The organism is Luteibacter sp. SG786 (assembly GCF_011759605.1).
Taxonomy (GTDB): domain Bacteria; phylum Pseudomonadota; class Gammaproteobacteria; order Xanthomonadales; family Rhodanobacteraceae; genus Luteibacter.
On sequence record NZ_JAAOYX010000001.1, the window covers coordinates 525,217 to 547,735 of the forward strand.

General features: G+C 67.2%; 24 protein-coding genes. 9 read left to right on the forward strand and 15 right to left on the reverse strand.

Going from position 1 to position 22,519, the window contains the following annotated elements:
* A complete protein-coding gene (locus tag FHS47_RS02240; protein WP_167022368.1) occupies positions 1–513 on the forward strand; it encodes a tetratricopeptide repeat protein in 513 nt (170 codons plus the stop codon).
* A 152-nt stretch (positions 514–665) separates the two neighbouring features.
* Here the strand turns inward: FHS47_RS02240 and hemE are convergent, their stop codons facing one another.
* The 4 genes from hemE to FHS47_RS02260 form a co-directional block, all read right to left on the reverse strand.
* Positions 666–1,736, reverse strand: a complete 1,071-nt coding sequence (gene hemE, locus FHS47_RS02245; RefSeq protein WP_167022371.1) for a uroporphyrinogen decarboxylase — start codon at positions 1,734–1,736, stop codon at positions 666–668.
* A complete protein-coding gene (locus FHS47_RS02250; protein WP_167022376.1) occupies positions 1,726–1,989 on the reverse strand; it encodes a WGR domain-containing protein in 264 nt (87 codons plus the stop codon). The genes hemE and FHS47_RS02250 overlap by 11 nt, the downstream gene beginning before the upstream one ends.
* A gap of 133 nt (positions 1,990–2,122) precedes the next feature.
* Positions 2,123–3,199: a 3-dehydroquinate synthase gene (aroB, locus tag FHS47_RS02255; RefSeq protein ID WP_167022379.1), complete on the reverse strand. Its 1,077-nt coding sequence runs from the start codon at positions 3,197–3,199 to the stop codon at positions 2,123–2,125.
* A complete protein-coding gene (locus FHS47_RS02260) occupies positions 3,199–3,738 on the reverse strand; it encodes a shikimate kinase (RefSeq protein ID WP_208381743.1) in 540 nt (179 codons plus the stop codon). Before FHS47_RS02260 ends, aroB begins: the two co-directional genes overlap by 1 nt.
* Positions 3,739–3,771: 33 nt before the next feature.
* Between FHS47_RS02260 and FHS47_RS02265 the strand changes: the two genes are divergently transcribed.
* Entirely contained in the window at positions 3,772–4,638 is an 867-nt protein-coding gene (locus FHS47_RS02265; RefSeq protein ID WP_167022382.1) for an NAD-dependent epimerase/dehydratase family protein, read from the forward strand.
* A gap of 99 nt (positions 4,639–4,737) precedes the next feature.
* On the opposite strand, the gene FHS47_RS02270 is transcribed toward FHS47_RS02265, so the two are convergent.
* On the reverse strand, positions 4,738–5,568 hold the full coding sequence (locus FHS47_RS02270; RefSeq protein ID WP_208381744.1) for a hypothetical protein: 831 nt from the start codon (positions 5,566–5,568) through the stop codon (positions 4,738–4,740).
* Positions 5,569–5,580: 12 nt separating this feature from the next.
* On the opposite strand from FHS47_RS02270, the gene pdxH reads away from it, so the two are divergent.
* The 3 genes from pdxH to FHS47_RS02285 are packed head-to-tail and all read left to right on the forward strand — an operon-like array spanning position 5,581 to position 7,449.
* Complete coding sequence (gene pdxH / locus FHS47_RS02275) at positions 5,581–6,168, forward strand: pyridoxamine 5'-phosphate oxidase (RefSeq protein ID WP_167022385.1); 588 nt, start codon at positions 5,581–5,583, stop codon at positions 6,166–6,168.
* Positions 6,169–6,187: 19 nt separating this feature from the next.
* Positions 6,188–6,628 carry a secondary thiamine-phosphate synthase enzyme YjbQ gene (locus FHS47_RS02280; protein ID WP_167022388.1) on the forward strand — a complete coding sequence of 147 codons (441 nt, stop codon included), beginning with the start codon at positions 6,188–6,190 and terminating at the stop codon, positions 6,626–6,628.
* Positions 6,628–7,449, forward strand: a complete 822-nt coding sequence (locus FHS47_RS02285; protein WP_167022391.1) for an ABC transporter substrate-binding protein — start codon at positions 6,628–6,630, stop codon at positions 7,447–7,449. Before FHS47_RS02280 ends, FHS47_RS02285 begins: the two co-directional genes overlap by 1 nt.
* Here the strand turns inward: FHS47_RS02285 and FHS47_RS02290 are convergent.
* From FHS47_RS02290 to FHS47_RS02310, 5 genes are all read right to left on the reverse strand, one after another.
* Entirely contained in the window at positions 7,446–8,147 is a 702-nt protein-coding gene (locus tag FHS47_RS02290; protein WP_167022394.1) for an arginyltransferase, read from the reverse strand. The two genes, FHS47_RS02285 and FHS47_RS02290, sit on opposite strands and share 4 nt — an antisense overlap.
* Before the next feature lie 88 nt (positions 8,148–8,235).
* Positions 8,236–9,747 (reverse strand): GAF domain-containing protein, encoded by a 1,512-nt coding sequence (locus FHS47_RS02295; RefSeq protein WP_167022397.1) that lies wholly within the window; start codon positions 9,745–9,747, stop codon positions 8,236–8,238.
* The gene (locus FHS47_RS02300) at positions 9,740–10,408 is read right to left on the reverse strand and encodes a biliverdin-producing heme oxygenase (protein WP_167022400.1); all 669 of its coding nucleotides are present in this window, start codon (positions 10,406–10,408) and stop codon (positions 9,740–9,742) included. Before FHS47_RS02300 ends, FHS47_RS02295 begins: the two co-directional genes overlap by 8 nt.
* The gene (locus FHS47_RS02305; RefSeq protein ID WP_167022403.1) at positions 10,409–10,801 is read right to left on the reverse strand and encodes a hypothetical protein; all 393 of its coding nucleotides are present in this window, start codon (positions 10,799–10,801) and stop codon (positions 10,409–10,411) included.
* 10 nt (positions 10,802–10,811) lie between these two features.
* Positions 10,812–12,080, reverse strand: a complete 1,269-nt coding sequence (locus tag FHS47_RS02310; protein ID WP_208381746.1) for an ectonucleotide pyrophosphatase/phosphodiesterase — start codon at positions 12,078–12,080, stop codon at positions 10,812–10,814.
* Positions 12,081–12,132: 52 nt separating this feature from the next.
* Between FHS47_RS02310 and FHS47_RS02315 the strand changes: the two genes are divergently transcribed.
* Both FHS47_RS02315 and hutU read left to right on the forward strand, forming a co-directional pair.
* Positions 12,133–12,543 (forward strand): hypothetical protein, encoded by a 411-nt coding sequence (locus FHS47_RS02315; RefSeq protein WP_167022406.1) that lies wholly within the window; start codon positions 12,133–12,135, stop codon positions 12,541–12,543.
* A gap of 57 nt (positions 12,544–12,600) precedes the next feature.
* The gene (gene hutU, locus FHS47_RS02320) at positions 12,601–14,271 is read left to right on the forward strand and encodes a urocanate hydratase (RefSeq protein ID WP_167022409.1); all 1,671 of its coding nucleotides are present in this window, start codon (positions 12,601–12,603) and stop codon (positions 14,269–14,271) included.
* A 12-nt stretch (positions 14,272–14,283) separates the two neighbouring features.
* Here the strand turns inward: hutU and msrA are convergent, their stop codons facing one another.
* On the reverse strand, positions 14,284–14,958 hold the full coding sequence (gene msrA, locus FHS47_RS02325; RefSeq protein WP_167022412.1) for a peptide-methionine (S)-S-oxide reductase MsrA: 675 nt from the start codon (positions 14,956–14,958) through the stop codon (positions 14,284–14,286).
* 161 nt (positions 14,959–15,119) lie between these two features.
* Between msrA and FHS47_RS02330 the strand changes: the two genes are divergently transcribed.
* Positions 15,120–16,367, forward strand: coding sequence for an HD-GYP domain-containing protein (locus FHS47_RS02330; protein WP_167022415.1), 1,248 nt, complete (start codon positions 15,120–15,122; stop codon positions 16,365–16,367).
* Positions 16,364–17,614, forward strand: a complete 1,251-nt coding sequence (locus FHS47_RS02335) for a bifunctional diguanylate cyclase/phosphodiesterase (RefSeq protein ID WP_167022418.1) — start codon at positions 16,364–16,366, stop codon at positions 17,612–17,614. Before FHS47_RS02330 ends, FHS47_RS02335 begins: the two co-directional genes overlap by 4 nt.
* 201 nt (positions 17,615–17,815) lie before the next feature.
* Here FHS47_RS02335 and coaE read toward each other — a convergent pair whose 3' ends face one another.
* From coaE to pilB, 4 genes are all read right to left on the reverse strand, one after another.
* A complete protein-coding gene (coaE, locus tag FHS47_RS02340; protein ID WP_167022421.1) occupies positions 17,816–18,421 on the reverse strand; it encodes a dephospho-CoA kinase in 606 nt (201 codons plus the stop codon).
* Positions 18,418–19,287, reverse strand: a complete 870-nt coding sequence (locus tag FHS47_RS02345) for an A24 family peptidase (protein WP_167022424.1) — start codon at positions 19,285–19,287, stop codon at positions 18,418–18,420. The genes coaE and FHS47_RS02345 overlap by 4 nt, the downstream gene beginning before the upstream one ends.
* A gap of 78 nt (positions 19,288–19,365) precedes the next feature.
* The gene (locus FHS47_RS02350; protein ID WP_167022427.1) at positions 19,366–20,631 is read right to left on the reverse strand and encodes a type II secretion system F family protein; all 1,266 of its coding nucleotides are present in this window, start codon (positions 20,629–20,631) and stop codon (positions 19,366–19,368) included.
* 144 nt (positions 20,632–20,775) lie between these two features.
* The gene (pilB, locus tag FHS47_RS02355; protein WP_167022430.1) at positions 20,776–22,503 is read right to left on the reverse strand and encodes a type IV-A pilus assembly ATPase PilB; all 1,728 of its coding nucleotides are present in this window, start codon (positions 22,501–22,503) and stop codon (positions 20,776–20,778) included.
* Positions 22,504–22,519 lie beyond the last annotated feature (16 nt).

Below are 22,519 nucleotides of genomic sequence, written 5' to 3' on the forward strand. Positions count from 1 at the left end.
ATGCATCGCTTTCGTCTTTGTGCCATCGCCACCGTGACGCTCGTCGCCGCCTGCAGCCAGCCCGCGCCGCCGCAGGCCACCCGCCCCAGCAAACCCACTTACGACATCGTGGCCCAGGTTCGCGCCGCGGGCGAAAGGGAGAAATCCGCCATCGAGGTCGCGCCGCTGCGCGATCCGGGCGTGCAGGGCCTGGAGCAGGCCGCCCAGGCCGACGAACGCGCAGGCAAGTACGACGAAGCCGACGCGAAGCTGGTGCAGGCGCTGAAGCTGGCGCCGGAAGCTCCGGAACTCATCCAGGATCGCGCCGAGATCGCCATCCGCCGGCAGGACTACCCGCTGGCCGAGCAGCTATCGAAGCAATCGTTCGAAATGGGCCCGAAGTCGGGCAGCCTGTGCGCGCGCAACTGGCAGACCGTGGTGGAAATGCGGCTCCAGGCCGGCGACGCCAACGGCGCGAATGCCGCGCGCGGGGCGCTGGCGAAGTGCCATATCGCCGGGCCGAACCGGTTCTGATATTCCTGAGAATGGGGGAGCCGGCTATGCCGGCGATCCCGCGGCAGGGCAGGATGTGGGAGCCGGCTTCGCCGGCGATCCCGCGGTAGCGGGCAACCTTGCCGCGAGCACCCATCGCCGCTGAAGCGGCTCCCACACAAAGCGCGGTCGCATCAGCCTTTTCTGATCACCCGTCCGTGCTCATGCACGGCGTCCACCAGCACCTTCACGTTCTCCGGATTCACCTCCGGCGTGATGCCATGGCCGAGGTTGAACACATGCCCCGGATGGTTGCCGAAGGCGTCGAGCACGGCACGCGCCTCGCGCGCCACGATTTCCGGCGACGCCAGCAGCACCGCCGGGTCGAGATTGCCCTGTAGCGCTACGCGGTCGCCCACGCGTCGGCGAGCTTCGCCGATGTCGAGCGTCCAGTCGACGCCCAGGCCGGCACAGCCGGTATCGGCGAGTGCTTCCAGTTGGCCGCCCGCGCCCTTCGAGAAAAGAATCACGGGCAGGTCGCGGCTGGCCGCGTCGGCCTTCAGCGCCTCGACCACGTGTGCCATGTAGCGCAGGGAGAACTCGCGGAAGGGCCCCGGGCCCAGCAGGCCGCCCCATGTGTCGAAGATCATGAGGGCCTGGGCACCGGCATGGGCCTGGGCGACAAGGTAGGCGGCGACGGCACGGGCGATCGTATCCAGCAGTCGGTGGGCGAGTGCGGGCTGGTCCCACGCCAGCGCCTTCACCCGCGCGAAGTCGCGCGAGCCTTGCCCCTCCACCATGTAGCAGGCCAGTGTCCACGGGCTGCCGGAGAATCCGATCAGCGGCACGCGGCCGTCCAGTTCCCGGCGGATCAGGCGCACCGCGTCCATCACGTAGCGCAGTTCGCCGTCCATGTCGGGCACGGCAAGTGCCTCGATGGCGGCCGCGTCGCGCAACGGGCGCGCGAAGCGCGGGCCCTCGCCCTGTGCGAAGGACAGCCCAAGGCCCATCGCGTCAGGGATGGTGAGGATGTCGGAGAACAGAATGGCGGCATCCAGTTCGAACCGTTCCAGCGGCTGCAACGTGACTTCGCACGCGTACTCCGGATTCGTCGCCAGCCCCATGAAGCTGCCCGCGCGGGCACGCGTGGCCCGGTATTCCGGCAGATAGCGGCCGGCCTGCCGCATGACCCAGATGGGCGTGGTGTCGGTGGGTTGGCGGCGCAGCGCGCGAAGGAAGCGGTCGTTGCGGAGTTCAGCGGCCATGCGCCGACTCCTGTCCCTGGCTGAACATCACTTTGAAGCCTTTCTTGATCTGGGCGTCGCGCGCTTTGGTGAACGCGGCCAGCGCGGCGTCGCGGTCGACGAAGACCTCGCGCTTGAGCATGGCCTTGCCGCCCTGCACGCCGCTCTCGCGGTACAGGGTCCAGCCGCCGAGCAGGTCCTGCTCGAGCGTGATCTGCACGTACCGGGGCGACTCCGCCCCCGCTTCGGGCATGGTTTGCAGGTAGATCCGCATCAGCGATCCGTGACAGGCGCAGGGCCGATCATTGTAGTGCTTTTTGTAGGAGCCGCTTCAGCGGCGATGGGTGCTCGGGGCAAGGTTGCCCGCTGCCGCGGGATCGCCGCTGAAGCGGCTCCCACAGGATGAGTCATCCGTGTGCGAGCAAGACGGCAAGTATTTCTTCGGCGGGGATGTTGGACACGATCTCCGCCTTGCCGATACCGCGCCAGAGGATGAGCCGCAGCGTGCCCGCGCTGTTCTTCTTGTCGAGCCGCATCAATTCGACCAGCTGGCTCGCCGGGTACTGGCGTGAGGTTTCGGTCGGAAGGCCCAGCCGGCGGAGCAGGGTGACCAGCCGTGTGGTGTCTTCGGCAGCGGACATACCCAGGCGCTCGGAGAGCCTCGCGGCCAGCACCATGCCCACGGCCACGGCCTCGCCGTGCAGCAGTTCGCTGTAATTCCCCGCGGTTTCGATGGCATGGCCGAAGGTATGGCCGAGGTTGAGGAGGGCGCGTTCGCCCTGTTCGGTTTCGTCGCGCGACACCACGCCCGCCTTGTAAGCGCATTTGCGCGCTATCGCCTCGATGAGGGGCGCGGTCTCGCGGGCGGCAAGCGCGTCGGCATGGGTTTCGAGCCAGGCGAAGAAGGCGGGATCGCCGATGGCCGCGCCCTTCACGACTTCCGCCAGGCCCGCGCGGTATTCGCGCTGCGGCAGCGTGTGCAGCAGATCGATGTCGGCAACCACGGCGCGCGGCTGATGGAATGCCCCGGCGAGGTTCTTGCCTACCGGGAGGTTCACGCCCGTCTTGCCGCCGACCGAGGAGTCGACCATCGCCAGCAGGGTGGTGGGCATCTGGATGAAGTCGATGCCGCGCATCCAGCACGCTGCGGCGAATCCGGCGAGGTCGCCCACCACGCCGCCGCCGAGGGCGACGACGCAGGCGTCGCGCGTGGCGCCGAGCGCGCCCAGGGCTTCGAGCACCTTGCCCACGTTTGCGAACGTCTTGTGCGTCTCGCCGTCGTCCAGCAGGAACGAGGACCAATGCAGGCCCTCCAGCCCTTTCGCCACCCGGTCGAGGTAGAGCGGTGCCACGGTGGTGTTGCTCACCACCAGCACGTGCCTGCCGCGGATGAGGGCTCGCCAGTGAGCGTGGTCTTCCAGCAGGCCCGGGCCGATCCAGATCGGATAACTGCGACCGGCGAGGTCGACGTGCAGGGTTTCCATCAGGTGCGTTTCCAGTGGCGGTCGAGGAGGGCGATGGCGCGGGGAACCGCTTCGTCGACGCTTTCGCGGCGTCCGCGGAAGATCAGGTCCGCGATTTCCTCGTACAGGTGATTGCGGTGTTCGGCCAACGATTCCAGCCTGCCCCTGCGGTCGCCGCCGGCGATCATGGGGCGAGCCGTGTCGTGCTGGAGCCGGTCGAGCTGTTCCTCCACGTCCACCCCCAGCATGAGCACGGTGCCGCGCGACATCAGCGCTTCGCGATTCGCCGGATCGAGCACGGCGCCCGCGCCGGTGGCGAGAACGATGCCCTGGCGCAGGCTGGCCTCGCCAAGCTGCGCGCACTCGCGGGCGCGGAAGGCCGCTTCGCCCTCGGCCGCGAAAAGTTCGGCGATGGTCGTGCCGCAGCGCGCTTCGATCTCCACGTCGAGATCGACGAAGGGCAGTCCGTAATGGGCCGCGAGGCGCTGTCCGATCGAGGTCTTGCCGGCGCCCGTGGGCCCGACGAGAAAGAGGTTGGGCGAAGGATTCATTACGCCCATGATAGGGCACTCCGTTCGAATGTCGCAGGCGCCATGTCCGCAGAAAGCACCGCCGAAAGGCCAGTCCCACGTTCCGTGCTGATCGCGGGCGCCGGCGACGTGGGCACGCGGCTGGCCCACCGCCTGCTGGCGAAGGGGCGCAAGGTGTTCGCCCTCCGCCGCGGCGAAACGGCCGGCGGCGATGGCATCCACTGGCTTCGTGGCGACCTGACCCGGCCGGGCACGCTTTCCGGCTTGCCGGCGGTGGATGCGGTGGTCTTCTCGCCGAGTCCCGACGCCCGGGACGAAGCCGCGTATCGCGCGGTGTTCGTCGATGGACTCCGCCACCTGCTGGACGCGCTGCCGGTGCCGCCGCAGCGGACCTTGTTCGTTTCGTCGTCCGCCGTCTATGGCGAGCACGGGGGGGAGTGGGTGGACGAAGACACCGTGCCGAACCCGCCGGGCTTCAACGGCCGTGTATTGCTGGATGCGGAGCGTAGCCTTGCCGCGCGGCAGGTGGGCGGTGTGTCCTTGCGGCTGGCGGGCCTATACGGCCCCGGCCGCACGCAACTCTTCAAACGCCTGCGCGAGGGCAAGGCGGCGGTGCCGCGCGGACGCGAGGTTTACGCCAATCGCATCCACGTGGACGACGCCGCAGCGGCGCTCGCCTTCCTCCTGGAACTACCCGCGCCGGAAGCGGTGTATGTTGGCGTGGACGACACGCCGCTCCCGATCGACGCGCTTTACGATCACCTGGCCCGGCTCATCGATGCGCCGCGGCCGCCCGACGGCCCCGGTCCAGCCGGGATCGGTAACAAGCGCCTTTCGAACGCGCGCCTGCGCGCTGCGGGCTTCAGATGCGCGTGGCCCGATGCGCGCGAGGGCTACGCCGCACTGCTCGATTCGCACCCAGAAGGGTAGGAGCGCCCCCTGCGCGCGACAGCTCTTCGCGCCAGTCTGCAAATTCGCGCGCCAGTTCCCGGTCCCGGCCTCAAAACATGTCGCGCGCAGGGCGCGCTCCTACCCCGGGGCGATGGCATGACGGCGCGCATCCAGGTGGATCACGAGGTCCGCTTTCGCGCTCAATGTCTCCAACGCCCTGCGGCTGATCCGCTCGTAGTGCTGCAGGAAACGCGACAGCGCGGCAGCATCCATCGCTGCCGGATCCCCACGCCGGCGCAGGAGCTCCTCCGCTTCGTCGCGCCATGTCGCCACGATGTCCCACGAGGGCGCCTGAAGGAGCACGAGCGCATCGATGCGAGCCCAGATCGGCAGGTACGCGGCGAGACGCCCGTCGACCCATCGTCGCCACCGGCCGTCGGCGTCCTCGACACGTTCCAGTGCATTGGCTGGCTCGACCAGCTCGGAGGTATCCGTGGCAGGTTCCACGCCCAGGCACCATCCCTCGAACACTACAAGTCGCGGCGGTTGCGTTACGGCGGGCCACGACGACGGCTCCTGACGGTCGTCACGGCCCTTGTCGAAACGCGGGAGGCGCACCGGCGCATCCGGCGATGCCTTGCCGAGGCCGTCCAGGGTGGAGGCGAGCAGCGCGAGGTCGTGCGTGCCGGGTACGCCGCGGGTGCGCAGCAGCGGGTGAACGTCGACGGCGAGCGCCTCGCGCTCGGCCCGGGTCAGGTACACGTCGTCCAGCGATAACGACACGGCGTCCCAGCCACGCTGGCGCGCGGCATCGACGAGGCTGGCCGCAAGCGTACTCTTGCCGCTGCCCTGCAAACCCGAGATGCCGAGCACAAAGGGACCTTTCGCATGCCCGATGGGTGCGGCAAAACGATCGAGGACAGCCGCCGCCTGCGTGCTAGCATCGAAGGACTCCATGGCCGACAGCATAGTCCCCTCGTCATGCTTACTCCCATCATCCTCGACACCTTCCGTGGCCTGCTCGACGAAGCCAGGGGCAGCGGCGATCCCGAGCCCACCGCGATGAACCTGTCCACCGTCGACGCCGGCGGCAGGGTGCATTCGCGCATCGTGCTGCTCAAGGCCATCGACGAGCGAGGGCTGCGCTTCTTCACCAATTACGAGAGCGCCAAGGCCAACGAGATCGCGCAGCATGGGCAGGTGGCGCTGTGTTTCCACTGGAAGCAGATCCGCGAGGGCATCCAGGTGCGCTTCGAGGGGCGCGCCACGAAGACGGATGCCGCCGAATCGGACGCCTATTTCGCGACCCGGCCGCGCGGCAGCCAGATCGGCGCCTGGGCTTCGAAGCAAAGCCAGGAACTACCCGACCGGCAGACCTTCGAAGACAGGGTGGCGCATTACGAGAAGGAATTCGCCGGCCGCGACGTACCCCGACCCCCGCACTGGGGCGGTTACCTCGTGGAACCGGACCGCGTGGAGTTCTGGTACGGCGCCACGTTCCGCCTGCATGAACGCATCGTGCACGCTGCGGACGGTACACACTGGACCAGCTGCCTGCTTTATCCGTAACGCATCCCGGGAGTTCGCCGTGAGCCGAGCCCAGCCTGTCCAGCACATCGCGCAGAGCACCTTCACGGTGCACACGCGGGGCCGTTCCCTCACCGAGGTGACCGCTCGCATCGCCGAGGCCATCGTCGCGAGCGGCGTCGGCACGGGTATCGCGCACGTTTTCGTGCAGCACACGAGCGCATCGCTGCTTGTGGGCGAGAATGCCGACCCGACCGTCGTGGCCGACCTGGAACGTTTCTTCGCGCGCCTCGTGCCCGACGGCGACCCGTTGTTCCGCCATCGCGATGAAGGTCCCGACGACATGCCTGCGCACGTGCGCACGGTACTGACGGGCGTGTCGCTCTCGCTGCCCGTGCACGGCGGCAAACCGCTGCTCGGCACCTGGCAGGGCGTGTTCCTCTACGAGCACCGGCACGAGGCGCACCAGCGGAAGATCACCGTCACCGTTTCAGGTCATTGATGTCCGACGCCTATCCGCAGCGTATCGTCTGCCTCACCGAAGAACCGACCGAAGTCCTCTACGCGATCGGCGAGGATCATCGCATCGTCGGCATTTCCGGCTTCACCGTGCGGCCGCCACGGGCCCGCAAGGAAAAACCGAAGGTATCCGCGTTCACCAGCGCGAAGATCGGCCAGATCCTCGACCTGAAACCGGACCTCGCCATCGGTTTTTCCGACCTGCAGGCCGATATCGCGCAGGAACTCATCCGCGCGGGCGTGGAGGTATGGATCAGCAACCATCGTAGCGTGGACGGCATCGTTGCCTACATTCGCCGCCTGGGCGCGATGGTCGGGGCGACCGCGAAGGCTGAAGCGTTGGCGCAGCGCGCGGAGGAGCACCTCGCCAGCGTGGCGGCGCAGGCCGCCGCGTTGCCGCGCAGGCCAAGGGTCTACTTCGAGGAGTGGGACGAGCCGCTCATCACCGGCATCCGCTGGGTCGGCGAACTGGTGCGTATCGCCGGCGGCGACGACGTATTCCCCGAGCTACTCGAAGAACCGCTGGCGAAGCAGCGCATCCTGGCCGACCCCATGGAAGTGGTGCGCCGTGCGCCCGACATCGTTTTCGGTTCCTGGTGCGGCAAGCGGTTCCGACCGGAACACGTGGCGGCTCGCCCTGGCTGGGCCGACATGCCCGCGGTGCGCGACAGCGAACTGCACGAGATCAAGTCGCCGATCATCCTCCAGCCCGGGCCCGCCGCGCTGTTCGACGGCATCGACGCGTTGCACTCGGCGATCGCGCGCTGGGCGCACCGCCAGGAACAACCTTCCCAGGGGGCCTAGGGCATCGGAATCCAACGGCCGTGCCTGCGGATCTCCAGCGGCTTGAAGCGCCGTTTGTAATCCATCTTGGGATGCCCGGCGATCCAGAAGCCCAGATATACATAGGGGATGCCGCGGCGCCGTGCCAGTTCCACTTGCTGGATGATGCCGAAAGTGCCGAGGCTGCGCGCGTCCTCCTCGGGGTCGAAGAATGTATAGACGGCCGAAAGCCCCGCCAGTGTAACGTCGGTGACTGCGACGCCCAGCAATCGACTCCCGGCCCTGAATTCGAGGAATAGCGTCGGACTCCAGGGGGCCGCGAGGAAACGCTGGAAATCCTCGGCGTCCGCGGCATCCATGCCGCCGCCGCTGTGCCGGGCGTGCAGGTAGCGCCGGTAGAGTGCATGGCGCTCGCGTGTGAAGCCGGGCATCTGCTCGCTCACTTCGATGTCGGCATTGCGCTTCAGGCAGCGGCGCTGCGAGCGATCGGGAGAGAAGGCGCCCACGTCGATGCGACACGGTACGCATGCCTGGCACGCAGCGCACTGCGGCAGGTACAGATGACCGCCGGCGCGGCGGAACCCTTTTGCCAACGCGGGGCCGTACAGTCGGTCGAGGTTCGGCGCGGCCGGATCGACCACGAGGTTCTGCGCCGTCCGCTCGGCAAAGTAGCCGCAGGTGTGCGGCAAGGTCTGGAACAGGCGGACGCGATCGGTCATGGCCCGATCTTATAGCGCCGCGGCCGACGCCGCGTCACCGCGGCGTGGAGACTGTTCCGGAGGCGATGCGCGGGCGCATCGCGGACGGTCAGTCGGCGGAGGCGTCCGTCGATCCCCGGATCATCGAGCGCAACGCGAGCGCCGACTCGAGGTGCTGGCGCGACCACGGACGCGAGCGTCCGCGAACGGTTTCCTGCCAGGTCTCGAAACTCTGCCGGGGCGACAGCCGGGCACCTGGGATCGTTTCGAGCTTGGCGAGGGAAGGATTGCCACCCCAGCGCACCTGGCGAACCTGCTCGGTGCGGGTCCACACGATCGCAGCGTCGTGCCCAATGGGCAGCGGGAGGTACACGAGGCCCGCGGCCATCTGGGTCACGGCGGGATCCGCCAGATCCGCACACCATGCGCCGATGTCGTCCGTATGCACCACATCGGCGAACGTGGCCGGTGCTTTTTTCGCCTTGTCGAGAATACGGAGCAGCACCGTGTCGCCGGGCAGTTCGCCGTGCCGGACCATGCGCCCGTCGGCGGCGATCGCGATGCCGTCCGCGTCCAGCATTTCCAGCAGTTCCGGCGCGACGCGGCCAAGGAGTGCGGGATCGATCCGGTCGCTCTCCTCGAAGGCCGTGATCAGCTTCTCGCGCACCGTGAGCAGGGCGCTTTCCAGCTCGATCTCGCCCAGTTCCTCGATGGCGGCCACGCGCGCCGCGAGCGCGGTAGCGATCCCATCGGCGGCCCCGCGCATGCGGTGATCGGCGAAGAACGGACTGTAGTGGTGGCAGGAGATGAGGCCCCACAACTTACCGCCCACGATGATCGATGCCACCAGGGTTCCCGTGACGCCCATGTTGCCCAGGTATTCCAGGTGCACGGGCGACACGCTGCGGAGTGACACGTCGCTGAGGTCGGTGGCCTCGGCGGTGACGGGGTCGTAAGCCGGCAGGATGCGCGCCGGCACGTATTTGCAGTCGCTGATCTGGCGCACGCGGTTGCGCAGGTAGAGCGCGCGGGCCTGGGCGGGGATGTCCGTGGAGGGATAGTGCAGCCCGAGGTACGCCTCCAGGTCGTCGCGCCGCGCTTCGGCGATGATCTCGCCGTGCCAGTCGCGGTCGAAACGATAGACCATGACCCGGTCGTAGCCCAGCAGGCTGCGGATGGTTCGCGCCACGCGCGCACCGGCCCGCTCGACATCGAGGTCGTTTTCCATCAGCCGTGCAAGCTCGCGTGCCACCTGCCGGGGATCGTCGTCGAAATGGACGTCGCGCCTTTCGATCTCGATCAGCCAGCGAGTGTCGTAGGCGTGCACGGACGCGTACCACGGGCCACCGGCACTCCCGTGCGGGAACGTCACGGGAGCCCATGCGCTATGCGCCGGCCGCGTGTCGTCGAACAGACCGGAGGGAAGTTCGACGATCTCGTGCAAGGGTGCGTCGAGCGCGGTTTCCACGTCGACCCCGGTCACGTCGCCGATATTCTCGCTGACCTGCAGGACGGTTTTCGTGGTGGCGTCGACGACGAGCAGTACGCCGTGCGGCTGGATGGAGCCGGGAATATGGATCGGCTCGCGATCACAGATGGTGAGGTCGGGCAGCTCAGACATGCGAGGCGTGATCCTGTAGTGTCTTTCGATAGCGCGCAAACATGCGCAGTGCGCCTTCCACGGCGCGGCGCAATGCGGCGGGTTCGGCCAGCACGCGGTCGAGCATCGCCTGGAAGCGGTGCCACGGCGCGGCGGCGTTTTCGCCGATGGCGTAGAAGTGGTGGGGCAGGGCAGGAAACCGCTCGCGAAGGCGCTTTACGATGACGCGGCCGCCGAGGGCCGAGCCTTCGATGACGTAAAGCTCACCCCAGGCCTGTAGGAGCGCGCCCTGCGCGCGACGGCTGTTCGCGGAAAGCGACAGGTCCTGTGGCTCACGGCCCCAAAGGGTGTCGCGCGCAGGGCGCGCCCGTACGCGGGCCGGGTTGCCAGTCAGGTCGCGGGGCAAGCCATTGGCCAGGTCGTGTTCCAGAGCCGTGGCGCGGGAGGTGTAGTGCCAGCCATGGCTTGCAGCGATGCTGGCCAGCCACGCCGACCGGTCGGTCTCCCATTCGCTCAGCAGATGCCACTGGGCCGCCAGCAACGCCCGGTATCCCGTTTCATCCAACGCGCCGGCGAGCAGCTGTTGCATGAGCGGCGACGCCTCGGCCGCGTCGTGTGCGGCACGCGTGGACTCGCGGAGAGCGACATGGGCGGGAGGGCGAACTGCACGAGCGCCCTCCACTCAGAGCACCTGGGTGGCCTTGAGCACGACCACCAGCATGACGCCGGCGACGATCGCAAGCACCATGAGGCGAACGCGCGACGCGGTGCGCTGCGCCGGGGGCCGGTAGTCCGGTTGCCGATGCAGGCGCAATTCCTCCTGGAAACGCACGACGGGCTCGATGCCGATGTCTTTCAGCAGCCCGCGCGCCTTCGGGAAGTCGTCGGCGCTTTTCACCCAGACCTGTGGCCAGGAATCGCGGTCGTTGTTCCTCTGCGAATAGCTGAATCGCTGATAGGTGGGCCGGTTCCAGCTCGAGCGGTTGGTCACCGTGGTTTCGATGCCCTGCTCGGTGAGCAGGGCGACGACCCGGTCGATGTTGTCCTGGCGTGGCGAAGTGTAGATCTGGCGCATGCCCCCGATTCTACGGGAATCGGCCCGTGCCGGTTGCCGGGGTGCGCAATGCGCCCTTCACGTCGTCGAGCTTGCCGTCGTTGGGCAGCGGCTGCAGTCCCAGCAGGTGCATCAGAAGCGGGTAGATGTCCACGTTCGGGAACGGCGCTATGCGTGCGCCGCTCGCCATGTCCGGGCCACGGGCGACGAACAGGGCGCGCATGGTGGGATCGAGGTTGTCGTACCCGTGCTCGCCGCGCGACATCGGATCCTTCCGTTTCGCCAGTACCTCATGGCTGGTGATCGACCAGCCCGTCTCGGCCAGGCAGAGATAGGCCGGCACGCGGGGGTTCTTGCCGTAATCGAGCCGGGCCGGCAGGTCCTCCTTGCGATAGCAGCGCATGTGCGCATGGGGGCCGAGCAGGCGTGCCACCGCGCGCGACGCGTCCACGCCCGGCTTTGCGTTGAACGTGGCCATGACGCCGTAGGACACGGCGTTCAGCGACGCCAGATCGGTTTCCTCGTCGGCGAATACGATGTTGCCGCGTGGCACATCGGCCATGCCATGGTCCGACACGATCACCAGGTTGGTGGTGTCGTAAAGTCCCCGGCGGCGCAATTGCGCCACAAGGTAGCCCAGGGCATCGTCGACTGTGCGCAGGGCGTCGTTCAACTGCGGCGAATCCGGTCCGAACTCGTGGCCCGCATGGTCCACGTCATCGAAATACAGCGTGTCGAACGCCGGTTTGGGGCCGGGTTCGTCGATCCATGACAGGAGCTTGTCCACACGCTGGCGGGCCGTCAGCGAGTCGTCGAAGGGGATCCAGTGATCCGGCCTCATCCCGTGGATTTTCGCTTCCGTGCCGGGCCAGAACATGGTCGCGGTGCGCAGGCCGTGCTTCTGCGCCGTGACCCAGATCGGTTCCGCTTCCGTCCACCACCGCCCGTCGCCCTTGGCTCCGAGATCTGCGGTGGTGAATGTGCCCAGGCTGTCGTCCCACATCGTGTTGTTGATGATGCCGTGGCGGTCGGGTACCCGACCGGTCACCAGCGTGTAGTGATTAGGGAACGTCAGTGACGGGAACGACGGCAGGATGTACGGCGCGCTGACGCCATCGCGAGCCAGGGCGACCAGATTCGGTGTGAGGCCGCGGTCGATGTAGTCGGCCCGGAACGCATCGATCGACACGAGCAGCACGGGGTGGCGGGCAGGGGGCGTGGCCGGCTGGGCGGCACAGCCGCACAGGAACAGCAGCAAAAACGTGAGCAGCGCACTCCAGCGCGACAACATGGTGTTCATGGGGAAAGACGTAGGCTCGTGCACAGACAATCTCCCATGATGGACGAGTCCCATGACCAATTCATCACGCAAAATCCTGCTGGGTCTCCTCGCCGCCTCGCTGCCCGCCCTGGCACTGGCCCAGAGCCAGCCCGCGAAGCCCGCGCCGCCGCCGCGTCCGAGGCCGATCGTGATCACCACGCCCACACCCAACCAGCAATGGCAGCGGCAGGTCGACCGCCAGCAGATGCAGGACAGGCAGAACCAGAACGCGCTGCGTGAGCAACTGCGTCAGGGTTCGCTCGACCGCCAGCGCGCCAACACGACCGACCCGGCGCTGCGCAACCAGCTCGACGCCGCGGATCGCAGCCAGCAGCAGCTTTATCGCGCCCGGCAGGATGCGGCCGCCCGCCAGTACCAGACCTCGCCGCAGCCCGACCAGACGCGCACCGTCCCCGCACGAGCCGGTACCGCCGGCCGCTAGCGGCAGCCCCGGGCACGGGACCATAATCGGGGATTCCCAGGATCGACGGAGTCCCCGATGACCGCAGTCACGCGCATCGACACCACCCGGACCGTTCGCGCGCCGCGCGGCAGCGAACTCACATGCCGCAGCTGGCTTACGGAAGCGCCGTTCCGCATGCTGCAGAACAACCTCGACCCCGACGTGGCCGAGAATCCGGCGGAACTGGTGGTGTACGGCGGCATCGGCCGCGCGGCGCGCAACTGGGAATGCTTCGACGCCATCCTTCGCACCCTGCGCGAGCTGCGCGACGACCAGACGCTGCTCGTGCAGTCGGGCAAGCCGGTGGGCGTCTTTCCGTCGCACCCCGACGCTCCGCGCGTGCTCATCGCCAATTCGAACCTCGTGCCGGCATGGGCGAACTGGGAACACTTCAACGAGCTCGATCGCAAGGGCCTGATGATGTACGGCCAGATGACGGCCGGCTCGTGGATCTACATCGGTTCACAGGGCATCGTGCAGGGCACGTACGAAACCTTCGTGGAAATGGGGCGGCAGCATTACGGCGGCAACCTCGCCGGCCGCTGGATCCTCACGGCGGGCCTCGGAGGCATGGGCGGCGCGCAGCCACTGGCGGCCAGCCTGGCAGGCGCCTCGTCGCTCACCATCGAGTGCCAGCAAAGCCGCATCGACTTCCGCCTGAAGACGCGCTACGTGGACGAGCAGGCCGCGGACCTCGACGACGCGCTGGCCCGGCTCGAACGCTACGGCAAGGAAGGGCGGGCCGTGTCCGTTGCCCTGCTGGGCAATGCCGCTGACATCCTCCCCGAACTCGTTCGCCGCGGCGTCCGTCCGGACGCGGTAACCGACCAGACCAGCGCGCACGACCCCGTGAACGGTTATCTGCCGTCCGGATGGAGCGTGGAGGAATGGTTCGAGCGCCGTAAAGCGGATCCCACGGGTACCGCGCGCGCGGCCAAGGCGTCCATGCGGCGCCACGTGGAGGCGATGCTGGCCTTCCACGCCATGGGCGTTCCCACCTTCGATTACGGCAACAACATTCGCCAGATGGCCAAGGACGAGGGGCTTGCAGAGGCCTTCGCGTTCCCGGGCTTTGTCCCCGCCTTCGTGCGGCCCCTGTTCTGCCGTGGCGTCGGCCCGTTCCGCTGGGTGGCGCTGTCCGGCGATCCGGAAGACATCTACAAGACCGATGCCAAGGTGAAGGAGCTGATTCCGGATGACCCGCACCTGCATCGCTGGCTGGACATGGCCCGGGAGCGCATCAGCTTCCAGGGCCTCCCGGCCCGCATCTGCTGGGTGGGCCTGGGCCAGCGCCATCGTCTCGGCCTGGCCTTCAACGAGATGGTTCGCAACGGCGAGCTGAAGGCACCCGTGGTGATCGGCCGTGACCACCTGGATTCCGGCTCTGTGGCCAGTCCCAACCGCGAGACGGAAGCCATGCGCGACGGTAGCGACGCGGTGAGCGACTGGCCGCTGCTGAACGCCATGCTCAACGTGGCCGGAGGCGCCACCTGGGTCAGCCTGCACCATGGCGGCGGCGTCGGCATGGGCTACAGCCAGCACAGCGGCGTAGTGATCGTTTGCGACGGCACCGAGGCCGCCGACAAGCGCATCGCGCGCGTGCTCTGGAACGACCCCGGCACGGGCGTGATGCGTCACGCGGACGCGGGCTACCCCGAGGCCATCGCCTGCGCGAAGGAGCAGGGCCTGGACCTGCCGATGCTCTGACCTGCGAATCGATCAGCGGCCGTTGGCCCATTCGGGGGTGTAGCGCTCGGGGTAAAGGCGCTGCAGCGCCAGGACCTTCGGCCGGTCGTTCACGGCGATGTACATCGAGTCCGGATTCAGGCGCATGTAGTCCTGGTGGTAGGCCTCCGCAGGGTAGAAAGCCTTCAGCGGCGTGACCTCGGTGACGATCGGGGCGGCGAAGGCATGGGCGGCCTTCAGCTGGGCCACGTAGGCCTCGGCAACCTTCTTCTGCTCCGGTGTGGCATAGAAGATGGCCGACCGATACTGCGTGCCCACGTCCGGGCCCTGACGGTTGAGCAGGGTAGGGTCCTGCGCGACCGAGAAAAACACCTGCAGCAGTTGGCCGTAGCTGACCTTGGCGGGGTCATACACGACCCGCACGGACTCGGCGTGGCCGGTGTCCCCGTCGCTCACGTCGTCATAGTTCGCGTGCGCGGCGTCGCCGCCCGAGTAGCCCGAGCGCACGCTCTTCACGCCCCGCACGTGCTGGAACACACCCTGCACGCCCCAGAAGCAGCCACCGGCGAACACAGCCGTGGCATCTCCGGCGGCGGCCGGACTGGCGTCGACGACCGGGGCGGGCAGTTTCACCCCCTCCTCGCCGGCGGACGCGGCGGAACAGGCGGTGAGGGCAAGGAACAGGGAGGGAAGCAGGCGAAGGCGCATGGGGAGCTCCTGGGGTGGGCCTGTCCGATCAGACCGGCCGCCCCGCGTTTTCCTGACAGTCCGGACGGCACAGGCTTTCACATTCGGCGCCCCGAGTCCTAAAGATCCGGTAAACGACGCCGATATCCCATCGGATGGGCAGGTGCGGTGGAGAGGGGCAAGTGGCTTACGACCTGGTAGAGAGACGCGTCTTCGTTGCCGACCTGGAGGTGGGCATGTACGTGAGCCGTCTCGATTGCGAGTGGTCGGACACGACGTTCCCCCTGCAGGGCGTGCCGATCACGTGCCAGGACGACATCGACAGGCTCGCCCGGTTCTGCAAGTACGTGTTCGTGGACCTGCATCGGCAGGTGGCTCGCGAGCGGCCGGCCTTGCGCCCGGCACACGTCGCGGCACCGCCACGGCCGGCACCGGTGCGCCCTGCCGTGAACCCGCGCCTTGTGTCCCGGCACGTTTATAGCGACACCGTTCGTTTCGAGGACGAAGTGCCGCATGCCCAGGCGGCGTTCGACAAGGTGACGCGCTTCGCGGAACGCCTCGTGGACGATGTCCAGCATGGCCGCAGCATCGAGCCGGTGGCGGTGGAGGAGGCGGTGCGCCCCCTCGTCGCGAGCGTGCTGCGCAGCAGCGACGCCTTCGTGTGGGTCGAGAGCCTGCGCCGTCGCGACAGCTATACCTATCAGCATGCCGTGGGCTGCAGCACCCTGGCGGCCGCGTTCGGTCGGCACATGGGCTTCGCCAGCGACGCCATCGTGAGCCTTGCCGCGGGTGGCCTGCTGATGGACGTGGGCAAGGTGCGAATCCCGGAGGAACTGCTCTCGCGCAACGGCCCCCTCAACGACGACGAGTGGACGCTGGCGCGCCAACATGTGGACGAGGGCATCGCGATCCTCGACCACTCGGGAGTGACCGACGCCGAGGTGCGCGACATGGTGCTCACCCACCACGAGCGCTTCGATGGCAGCGGCTATCCCGCGGGGTTGGCGGGCACGGAGATACCGCTGCCCGGGCGCATGGCCGCCATCATCGACACCTACCACGCCATGTCGTCGTCACGCCCGTATCGACCGGCGGTTTCCCAGCATGTGGCCCTGCGCCAGTTGTATGCGGGCCGCGAAGCCGCCTTCCAGGGCGAGCTCGTCGAACAGTTCCAGGCCTGCCTGGGCGTGTACCCCACCGGCTCCATCGTCGAACTCAACACGGGTGAAGTCGCCGTCGTGATGGTGCAGAATCAGGCCCGCCGCCTGCAGCCGCGGGTAGCGGTTCTGACGCATGCGGACAAGGGGCAGCGCGAGGATTTCCTCATCGTGGACCTGATGAACCAGGTGGACACCGTCCGCCGAGAAATCCTGCGCACCCTGCCGGCAGGCAGTCATGGCATCGATCCCAGGGAGTTTTTCATTCAGTGAGTGAGCGTGCCGATATCCTGCCAGCGGTGCAGATGATCCTCGACCGGGTCGTTCCGGATTCCGGCTGGCGTGCCGTGCTAGTGGTGCGATTGCAGGGGATGCGCGAGGCGCAGCTGCGCTTCGGATACGAATTCGGCAACCAGATCATGCTGGCGGCGCGCGAACGGCTCGTGGAAGCCGTGCGTCATTTCGACACGGTCTTCGTCGCCGGCGACGACACCTTCGTGGTGGTGCTGCCCTCGGTGCGCAACCGCACCCATGCGTTGCTCGCCGCCACCCGCATCGTCGGCGCCTTCGACGCGCCCCTGCTGCGCGGCGACCGCCCCTGGCACGGTCGCCCCATCGTCGGCGTGGCGGTACACCCCGAGCACGGCACCTCCGCGGAGCTGCTCTACCGCCGCGCGGAGCTCGCACACGACGAAGCCTTGCGTGTGGGCGAACCTTTCGCGCTGTACCAACCCGATGCCACGCCAGTCGAAATCCTCTATGGGGAACTGCGCGAGGACATCGAGGCCAATCGCCTTCATGTGGCCTTCCAGCCGCTGCGCGACCTGCGCTCCGGGGAGATGGTGCGGGTGGAGTCCCTGTCGCGCTGGACCACCACCGCCCAGGTGCATGTGGCGCCCACCGATTTCATCCAGTTCGCCGAGCGCAGCGACCTCATCGTTCCCCTGACACGGTGGAGCCTCAACGCCTCCCTGCGCCACGCGGCCGCCTTGCATCGCGGCGGGTGTCCGCTGGACGTCGCCATCAACCTGTCCCCGCGCGTTTTCGCGGAATCGGGGTTCGCGGAGCAGATGCTCGGCGCCATGGACATCTGGGGCGTGCCGCCCACGGCGGTGATCGTGGAGATCACCGAGACCGCCCTGCTAACCGACCTGGACATGAGCGTGCGCGTGCTGCGCTGCCTGCGCGATCGCGGCGTGCGCGTGGCCATCGACGACTTCGGCACCGGCTATGCCTCGTTCGCCTACCTGCGCCACTTCCCGGCGACGGAACTGAAAATCGACCGGACCTTCGTCGATGCGATGAACACGGACAGCCGCACCGAACTGCTGGTGCAGGCGATGGTCGACGTGGCCCATCGCCTGGGCATGGAAGCCGTCGCGGAAGGCGTGGAGAACGAAGCCACGCTCCTGCGCCTCGTGGAAATGGACTGCGACCTCGTCCAGGGCTATCACATCGCCGAACCGATGAAAGCCGAGGACTTCGTGTCCGAACGGCTCGCGGCGGCCAGCCTGATCTGAAACCAACTGTCTCCGCGCTTTTGTGGGAGCAACTGTCTTTTTCAGAAGCCCACCCCAAGCACAGAGGTTTCCCCACAGACATGCGAGCTTTGTGTGGGAGCCGCTTCAGCGGCGATGGGTGCTCGCGAGAGTGCCCGCTGCCGCGGGTTCGCCGGCATAGCCGGCTCCCACAAGGTGCGATGCAGTAGCCGTGGTGCGCGGTCAAACGCCGCCGGCCAGCATCCTGTAGTGCGCGTCCAGTTCGCGCACCGCCACATCCAGCTTCGCCTCGTCGCCGTCGTTGACGATCACGTCGTCGGCCATGGACAAGCGGTGTTCCCGCGACGTCTGGGCCGCGATCATCTTTGCCGCCAGGGCCGCGTCGATGCCGTCGCGCCGCGTCAGGCGTTCGATGCGCACGGCTTCCGGGGCATCTACCACCAGCACGCGATCCACCCACGCGTAATGCGCGCGGTTCTCCGCCAGCAGGGGAATCGACAGGATGCAGTAAGGGCCGTCGTCGGCTTCGACAGCGTCGCGCAGCCAGGTGCGGATGCGCGGGTGGAGGATGCCTTCGAGCGTGGTGCGGGCCGACGGGTCCTCGAACACGCGCTCGCGCATGGCCGCGCGATCCAGCCTCCCGTCGCTATCCAGGGCATCGGGCCCGAAGGTACGGGCCACTTCCGCCAGCGCCTCCGACCCGGGCTCGACCACGGCGCGTGCCGCCGCATCGGCATCGTAGGCGTGGATGCCCAGCGCCTCGAAACGGCGCTCCACGGCGCTCTTGCCCGACGCGATGCCGCCCGTGAGCGCGACGACGAAGCTCATCGCAGCCCGGTGAATTGCAGGTAGGCCGCCAGCAGGCGATCGCCGGCGAGGAACCACACCCAACCCGCGGCGGCGATATAGGGTCCGAAGGGAATCGGCACGTCGCGCTGGTGATTTCGGAAAAGCATGAGACCGCCGCCCACCAGGGCGCCGATGAGGGACGACAGCATGATGACCGGCAGGATGGACACGGGCCCCATCCACGCGCCGAGGGCGGCCAGCAGTTTGAAGTCGCCGTAGCCCATGCCTTCCTTGCCGGTCAGCAGCTTGAACAGCCAGTAGACGCTCCACAGGCTCAGGTAGCCGATCAGGGCCGCCAGGATGGCCGAGGAGGGCGCCACCGGCAGCGGCTGCCAGGCGGGAATCAGCGACAGGCCCAGGCCGATCCAGAGCAACGGGTAATTGAGTTCGTCCGGCAGGAATTGTGTCCGGGCATCGATGCCGGAGAGGGCGATGAGGAAAAACGTGAAGACCAGGCCAGCCAGCGCCGCCGGCGTGGGGCCGAAGTGCCAGACCACCAGGGCGCTGGCCACGCCGGTGAACAGTTCCACCAGCGGATACTGTGCCGAGATTTTCGAGCCGCAGTAGCGGCAGCGCCCGCGCAGGAACAGCCAGCCCAGTACGGGAACATTGTCGTAGGCGGCCAACCGGTGCTTGCACTTCGGGCAATGCGAGGCTTCCAATGCCACGCCCGGCGGCTTCGGGTCGTCCACCGGTTCCAGTTCCAGCACCTCGCGCGCCTGCCGGCGCCATTCCCACTGCATGCGCGCGGGCGTGCGCAGGATGACGACATTGAGGAAGCTGCCCACGAGCATGCCGAAGACGGCGGCGAGGGCGATCGAGAGGGCGGGCGGGAGTTCGGGCATGGACGGTCCGTGGTCAAGAAAAACCCTCCGCCCGCGAAGGCGAAGGGTTCTTATTGTGCCTGCTTGCGGCGGCGGGGATCAGACCGTGCCGGCGAGCTTGAAGATGGGGAGGTAGAGGGAGATCACCATGCCGCCCACGAGGACGCCGAGGATGATCATGATGAACGGTTCGAGCAGGCTGCTCAGCGTGTCCACCGCCGTGTTCACCTCCTCCTCGTAGAATTCCGCGACCTTGAACAGCATGTGGTCGAGGGAACCCGATTCCTCGCCGATGGCGGTCATCTGCACCACCATGTTCGGAAAGAGGTTGGTCTGGCGCATGGATAGCTGCAACTGGTGGCCGACCGCGATGTCATCGCGCATCTGCTTCACGGCATCGCCATAGACCACGCTGCCGGTGGCCCCGGACACGGCGTCCAGAGCCTCGACGAGTGGCACACCGGCGTGGAACGTGACGCCGAGCGTGCGGGCGAAACGGGCGATGGCCGACTTGTGCAGCAGATCGCCGATGACCGGGATGCGCAGGGAGAAGCGGTCCAGGAAATGGGCGAACTTCTCGGAGCGCTTCTTGAAGAAGATGACTAGGAACACGGAGCCCACGATGCTTCCGATCACAGCCCACCAATACGACTGCATGAACTTCGACGCCGCGACCACGAACTGGGTAGGGGCGGGAAGCTCAGCCTTCGCTTCAGCGAATGTCTGCTGGAATACCGGCACGACGAACAGCAACAGGATCATCGAGACCAGCAGCGCCACCACCAAGACCATGACGGGGTAGAAGAGCGCCTTCTTGATCTTCGACTTAATGCTCTCCATGCGCTCTTTGTAGGTGGCAACGGTGTCGAGTACGGTGTCGAGCACACCCGCCGATTCACCGGCATGGACCAGGTTGCGATAGAGCTCGTCGAACTGCACCGGATACTGCGCAAGGGCCTCATGCAGGGAGGCGCCGCCTTCGATCGAACTCTTCACGTCGATCAGCATGTTCTTGAAGCGGACGTTCTTCTGCCCGTTGGCGATGATGTCGAACGCCTGCACCATGGGCACGCCGGACGCCATCATGGTGGCGATCTGGCGGCTGAAGATCGCGACGTCCCGCGGTTTGACCGCGCTACCGGAAGACCCGAAAAGTGGTTTGGCCTTCTCGCGCACCGTTTGCGGGTTCATGCCCTGACGGCGCAGCTCCGCCTTCACCAGCGCGGCGTTTTTCGCCTGCATCTCGCCCTTCATGCGCTTGCCGCGCTTGTCGAGGGCGGTCCAGTCGTACATGACCAGCTTGTTGACTTCGGCGCGCGCGGCGCCAATGGCGCGCGCGTTCTTAGTGGCGGTGGCGGTAGCCATGGCGCGGTGTTCCCCCCGGGTTGATGCGTCGTGGCCGCCCCTGACGGGACGGCCCCTGTTCTTATTCTAGTTTGAACGGTAGGGCTGGTGCCTTTCTGCCGTCTGGCGCACATCTTCACATGCCGCGGCGACCGCGGGCAGCCGTCAGTCCTTGGTGACGCGGTTGATCTCCGCCAGGCTGGTGACCCCGTTCCGCACCTTCAGCAGGGCCGAGGCACGCAGGTCGTTGATGCCGGCCTTTTTCGCCACTTCAGCGATCTGCATGGCGTTGCCGCCCTCCAAGACGATCTTCTGGATGTCCTCGACCATGGGCATGACCTGGTAGATGCCGACGCGGCCCTTATAGCCTTCGTTGCAGCTGTCGCAGCCGACGGCCTCGTAGATGGTGATGCCCTGGTCGATTTCTTCCTGGGTAAAACCCTCGGCCAGCAAGGCCGCCGGCGGCAGCTGGATCGGCCGCTTGCAGTCGTGCAGGCGCCGCGCCAGGCGCTGGGCGATGATCAGGGTGACCGACGACGTGATGTTGTAGGGCGCGATGCCCATGTTCATCAGGCGCGAGATGGTCTGCGGCGCGTCGTTGGTGTGCAGCGTGGAAAGCACCATGTGGCCGGTCTGCGCCGCCTTCACCGCGATTTCGGCGGTTTCGAGATCGCGGATTTCGCCGACCATGATCACGTCCGGATCCTGGCGCAGGAACGAGCGCAGGGCCGCCGCGAAGGTCATGCCGCGTTTGGTGTTCTGCTGGACCTGGTTGATGCCCTCGACGCGGATTTCGACCGGGTCTTCCACCGTGGAGATGTTGCGCCCCTCGGTGTTGAGAATGTTGAGGGCGGTGTAGAGCGACACCGTTTTGCCCGAGCCGGTGGGGCCGGTGACCAGCACCATACCGTAAGGTTTTTCGATGGCGTCGAGGTACAGCTTCTTTTGCGCGTCCTCGTAGCCCAGCTTGTCGATGCCCAGTTTGGCCGAGGAGCCGTCGAGGATACGCAGCACGATCTTCTCGCCGAACAGCGTCGGCAGGGTGCTCACGCGGAAGTCGATGGCGCGGGTCTTGGTCAGGTTGAGCTTGATGCGGCCGTCCTGAGGCACGCGGCGTTCCGCGATGTCCAGGCCGCTCATGACCTTGATGCGCGAAGCGATGCGGTTGCCCAGCTTGATCGGGGCGGTGGCGACGACGCGCAGGATGCCGTCCATGCGCAGGCGCACGCGGTAGACCGTCTCGAAGGGCTCGAAATGGATATCCGAGGCGCCACGCTTGATGGCGTCCACCAGGATCTTGTTCACGAACTTGACGACCGGTGCGTCGTCGTTGGCGTTGGCATCGATGCCCGTGGCGCCTTCGCCGTCTTCCTCGCCGCCTTCCAGCGCCAGGTCTTCCAGGCCATGGTCCTCGAACCCAGGGACGTTGGCACTCATGGCGGAGAGCGCGGTATCGATGATCCGGCGCAGTTGCCCGCGCTCGACCAGGACCGGCTCGACCATATGGTTCGAGTGGAACTTGATCTCGTCGAGGGCGTGCGACTGCATCGGATCGGCGATGCCGACGAACAGGCGCTTGCCGCGCTTGAAGAGAGGCAGGGCCTGGTGCTTGGTGATGAGCGCTTCCGTAACCAGATCCAGCGGCATGTTCGCCGCAGCCATCCCCCCGATGTCCATCAGGGGCATGCCGAATTCGGCCGAGGCCACCTGGGACAGCTTGGCGCTGTCGACCAGGTTGTGGTCCACCAGCCAGGCGGAAAGGGAGACACGCTTCTCGGCGGCGTCCTGCACAGCCTTGCGGACGTCGGCCTCCGGCAGCACGCTCTCCGTGACGAGGCGGCGCGCCATGCCGGTCAGGCCAGCCAGGATCGGCGTATGCATTTGTGAAGCCATCTGGACGTTTCCCCGA

Bases quoted from the DNA above. Each gene is read 5' to 3' on its own strand.
- FHS47_RS02250 (WP_167022376.1), bottom strand. From the start codon at position 1,989: ATGCGGATCTACCTGCAAACCATGCCCGAAGCGGGGGCGGAGTCGCCC.
- hutU (WP_167022409.1), top strand. From the start codon at position 12,601: ATGACCGCAGTCACGCGCATCGACACCACCCGGACCGTTCGCGCGCCG.
- FHS47_RS02315 (WP_167022406.1), top strand. From the start codon at position 12,133: ATGACCAATTCATCACGCAAAATCCTGCTGGGTCTCCTCGCCGCCTCG.
- msrA (WP_167022412.1), bottom strand. From the start codon at position 14,958: ATGCGCCTTCGCCTGCTTCCCTCCCTGTTCCTTGCCCTCACCGCCTGT.
- FHS47_RS02240 (WP_167022368.1), top strand. From the start codon at position 1: ATGCATCGCTTTCGTCTTTGTGCCATCGCCACCGTGACGCTCGTCGCC.
- coaE (WP_167022421.1), bottom strand. From the start codon at position 18,421: ATGAGCTTCGTCGTCGCGCTCACGGGCGGCATCGCGTCGGGCAAGAGC.
- hemE (WP_167022371.1), bottom strand. From the start codon at position 1,736: ATGGCCGCTGAACTCCGCAACGACCGCTTCCTTCGCGCGCTGCGCCGC.
- pilB (WP_167022430.1), bottom strand. From the start codon at position 22,503: ATGGCTTCACAAATGCATACGCCGATCCTGGCTGGCCTGACCGGCATG.
- FHS47_RS02290 (WP_167022394.1), bottom strand. From the start codon at position 8,147: ATGACCGATCGCGTCCGCCTGTTCCAGACCTTGCCGCACACCTGCGGC.
- FHS47_RS02310 (WP_208381746.1), bottom strand. From the start codon at position 12,080: ATGAACACCATGTTGTCGCGCTGGAGTGCGCTGCTCACGTTTTTGCTG.
- FHS47_RS02305 (WP_167022403.1), bottom strand. From the start codon at position 10,801: ATGCGCCAGATCTACACTTCGCCACGCCAGGACAACATCGACCGGGTC.
- FHS47_RS02270 (WP_208381744.1), bottom strand. From the start codon at position 5,568: ATGCTGTCGGCCATGGAGTCCTTCGATGCTAGCACGCAGGCGGCGGCT.
- FHS47_RS02260 (WP_208381743.1), bottom strand. From the start codon at position 3,738: ATGGGCGTAATGAATCCTTCGCCCAACCTCTTTCTCGTCGGGCCCACG.
- FHS47_RS02285 (WP_167022391.1), top strand. From the start codon at position 6,628: ATGTCCGACGCCTATCCGCAGCGTATCGTCTGCCTCACCGAAGAACCG.
- pdxH (WP_167022385.1), top strand. From the start codon at position 5,581: ATGCTTACTCCCATCATCCTCGACACCTTCCGTGGCCTGCTCGACGAA.
- FHS47_RS02345 (WP_167022424.1), bottom strand. From the start codon at position 19,287: ATGCCCGAACTCCCGCCCGCCCTCTCGATCGCCCTCGCCGCCGTCTTC.
- FHS47_RS02350 (WP_167022427.1), bottom strand. From the start codon at position 20,631: ATGGCTACCGCCACCGCCACTAAGAACGCGCGCGCCATTGGCGCCGCG.
- FHS47_RS02265 (WP_167022382.1), top strand. From the start codon at position 3,772: ATGTCCGCAGAAAGCACCGCCGAAAGGCCAGTCCCACGTTCCGTGCTG.
- FHS47_RS02295 (WP_167022397.1), bottom strand. From the start codon at position 9,747: ATGTCTGAGCTGCCCGACCTCACCATCTGTGATCGCGAGCCGATCCAT.
- aroB (WP_167022379.1), bottom strand. From the start codon at position 3,199: ATGGAAACCCTGCACGTCGACCTCGCCGGTCGCAGTTATCCGATCTGG.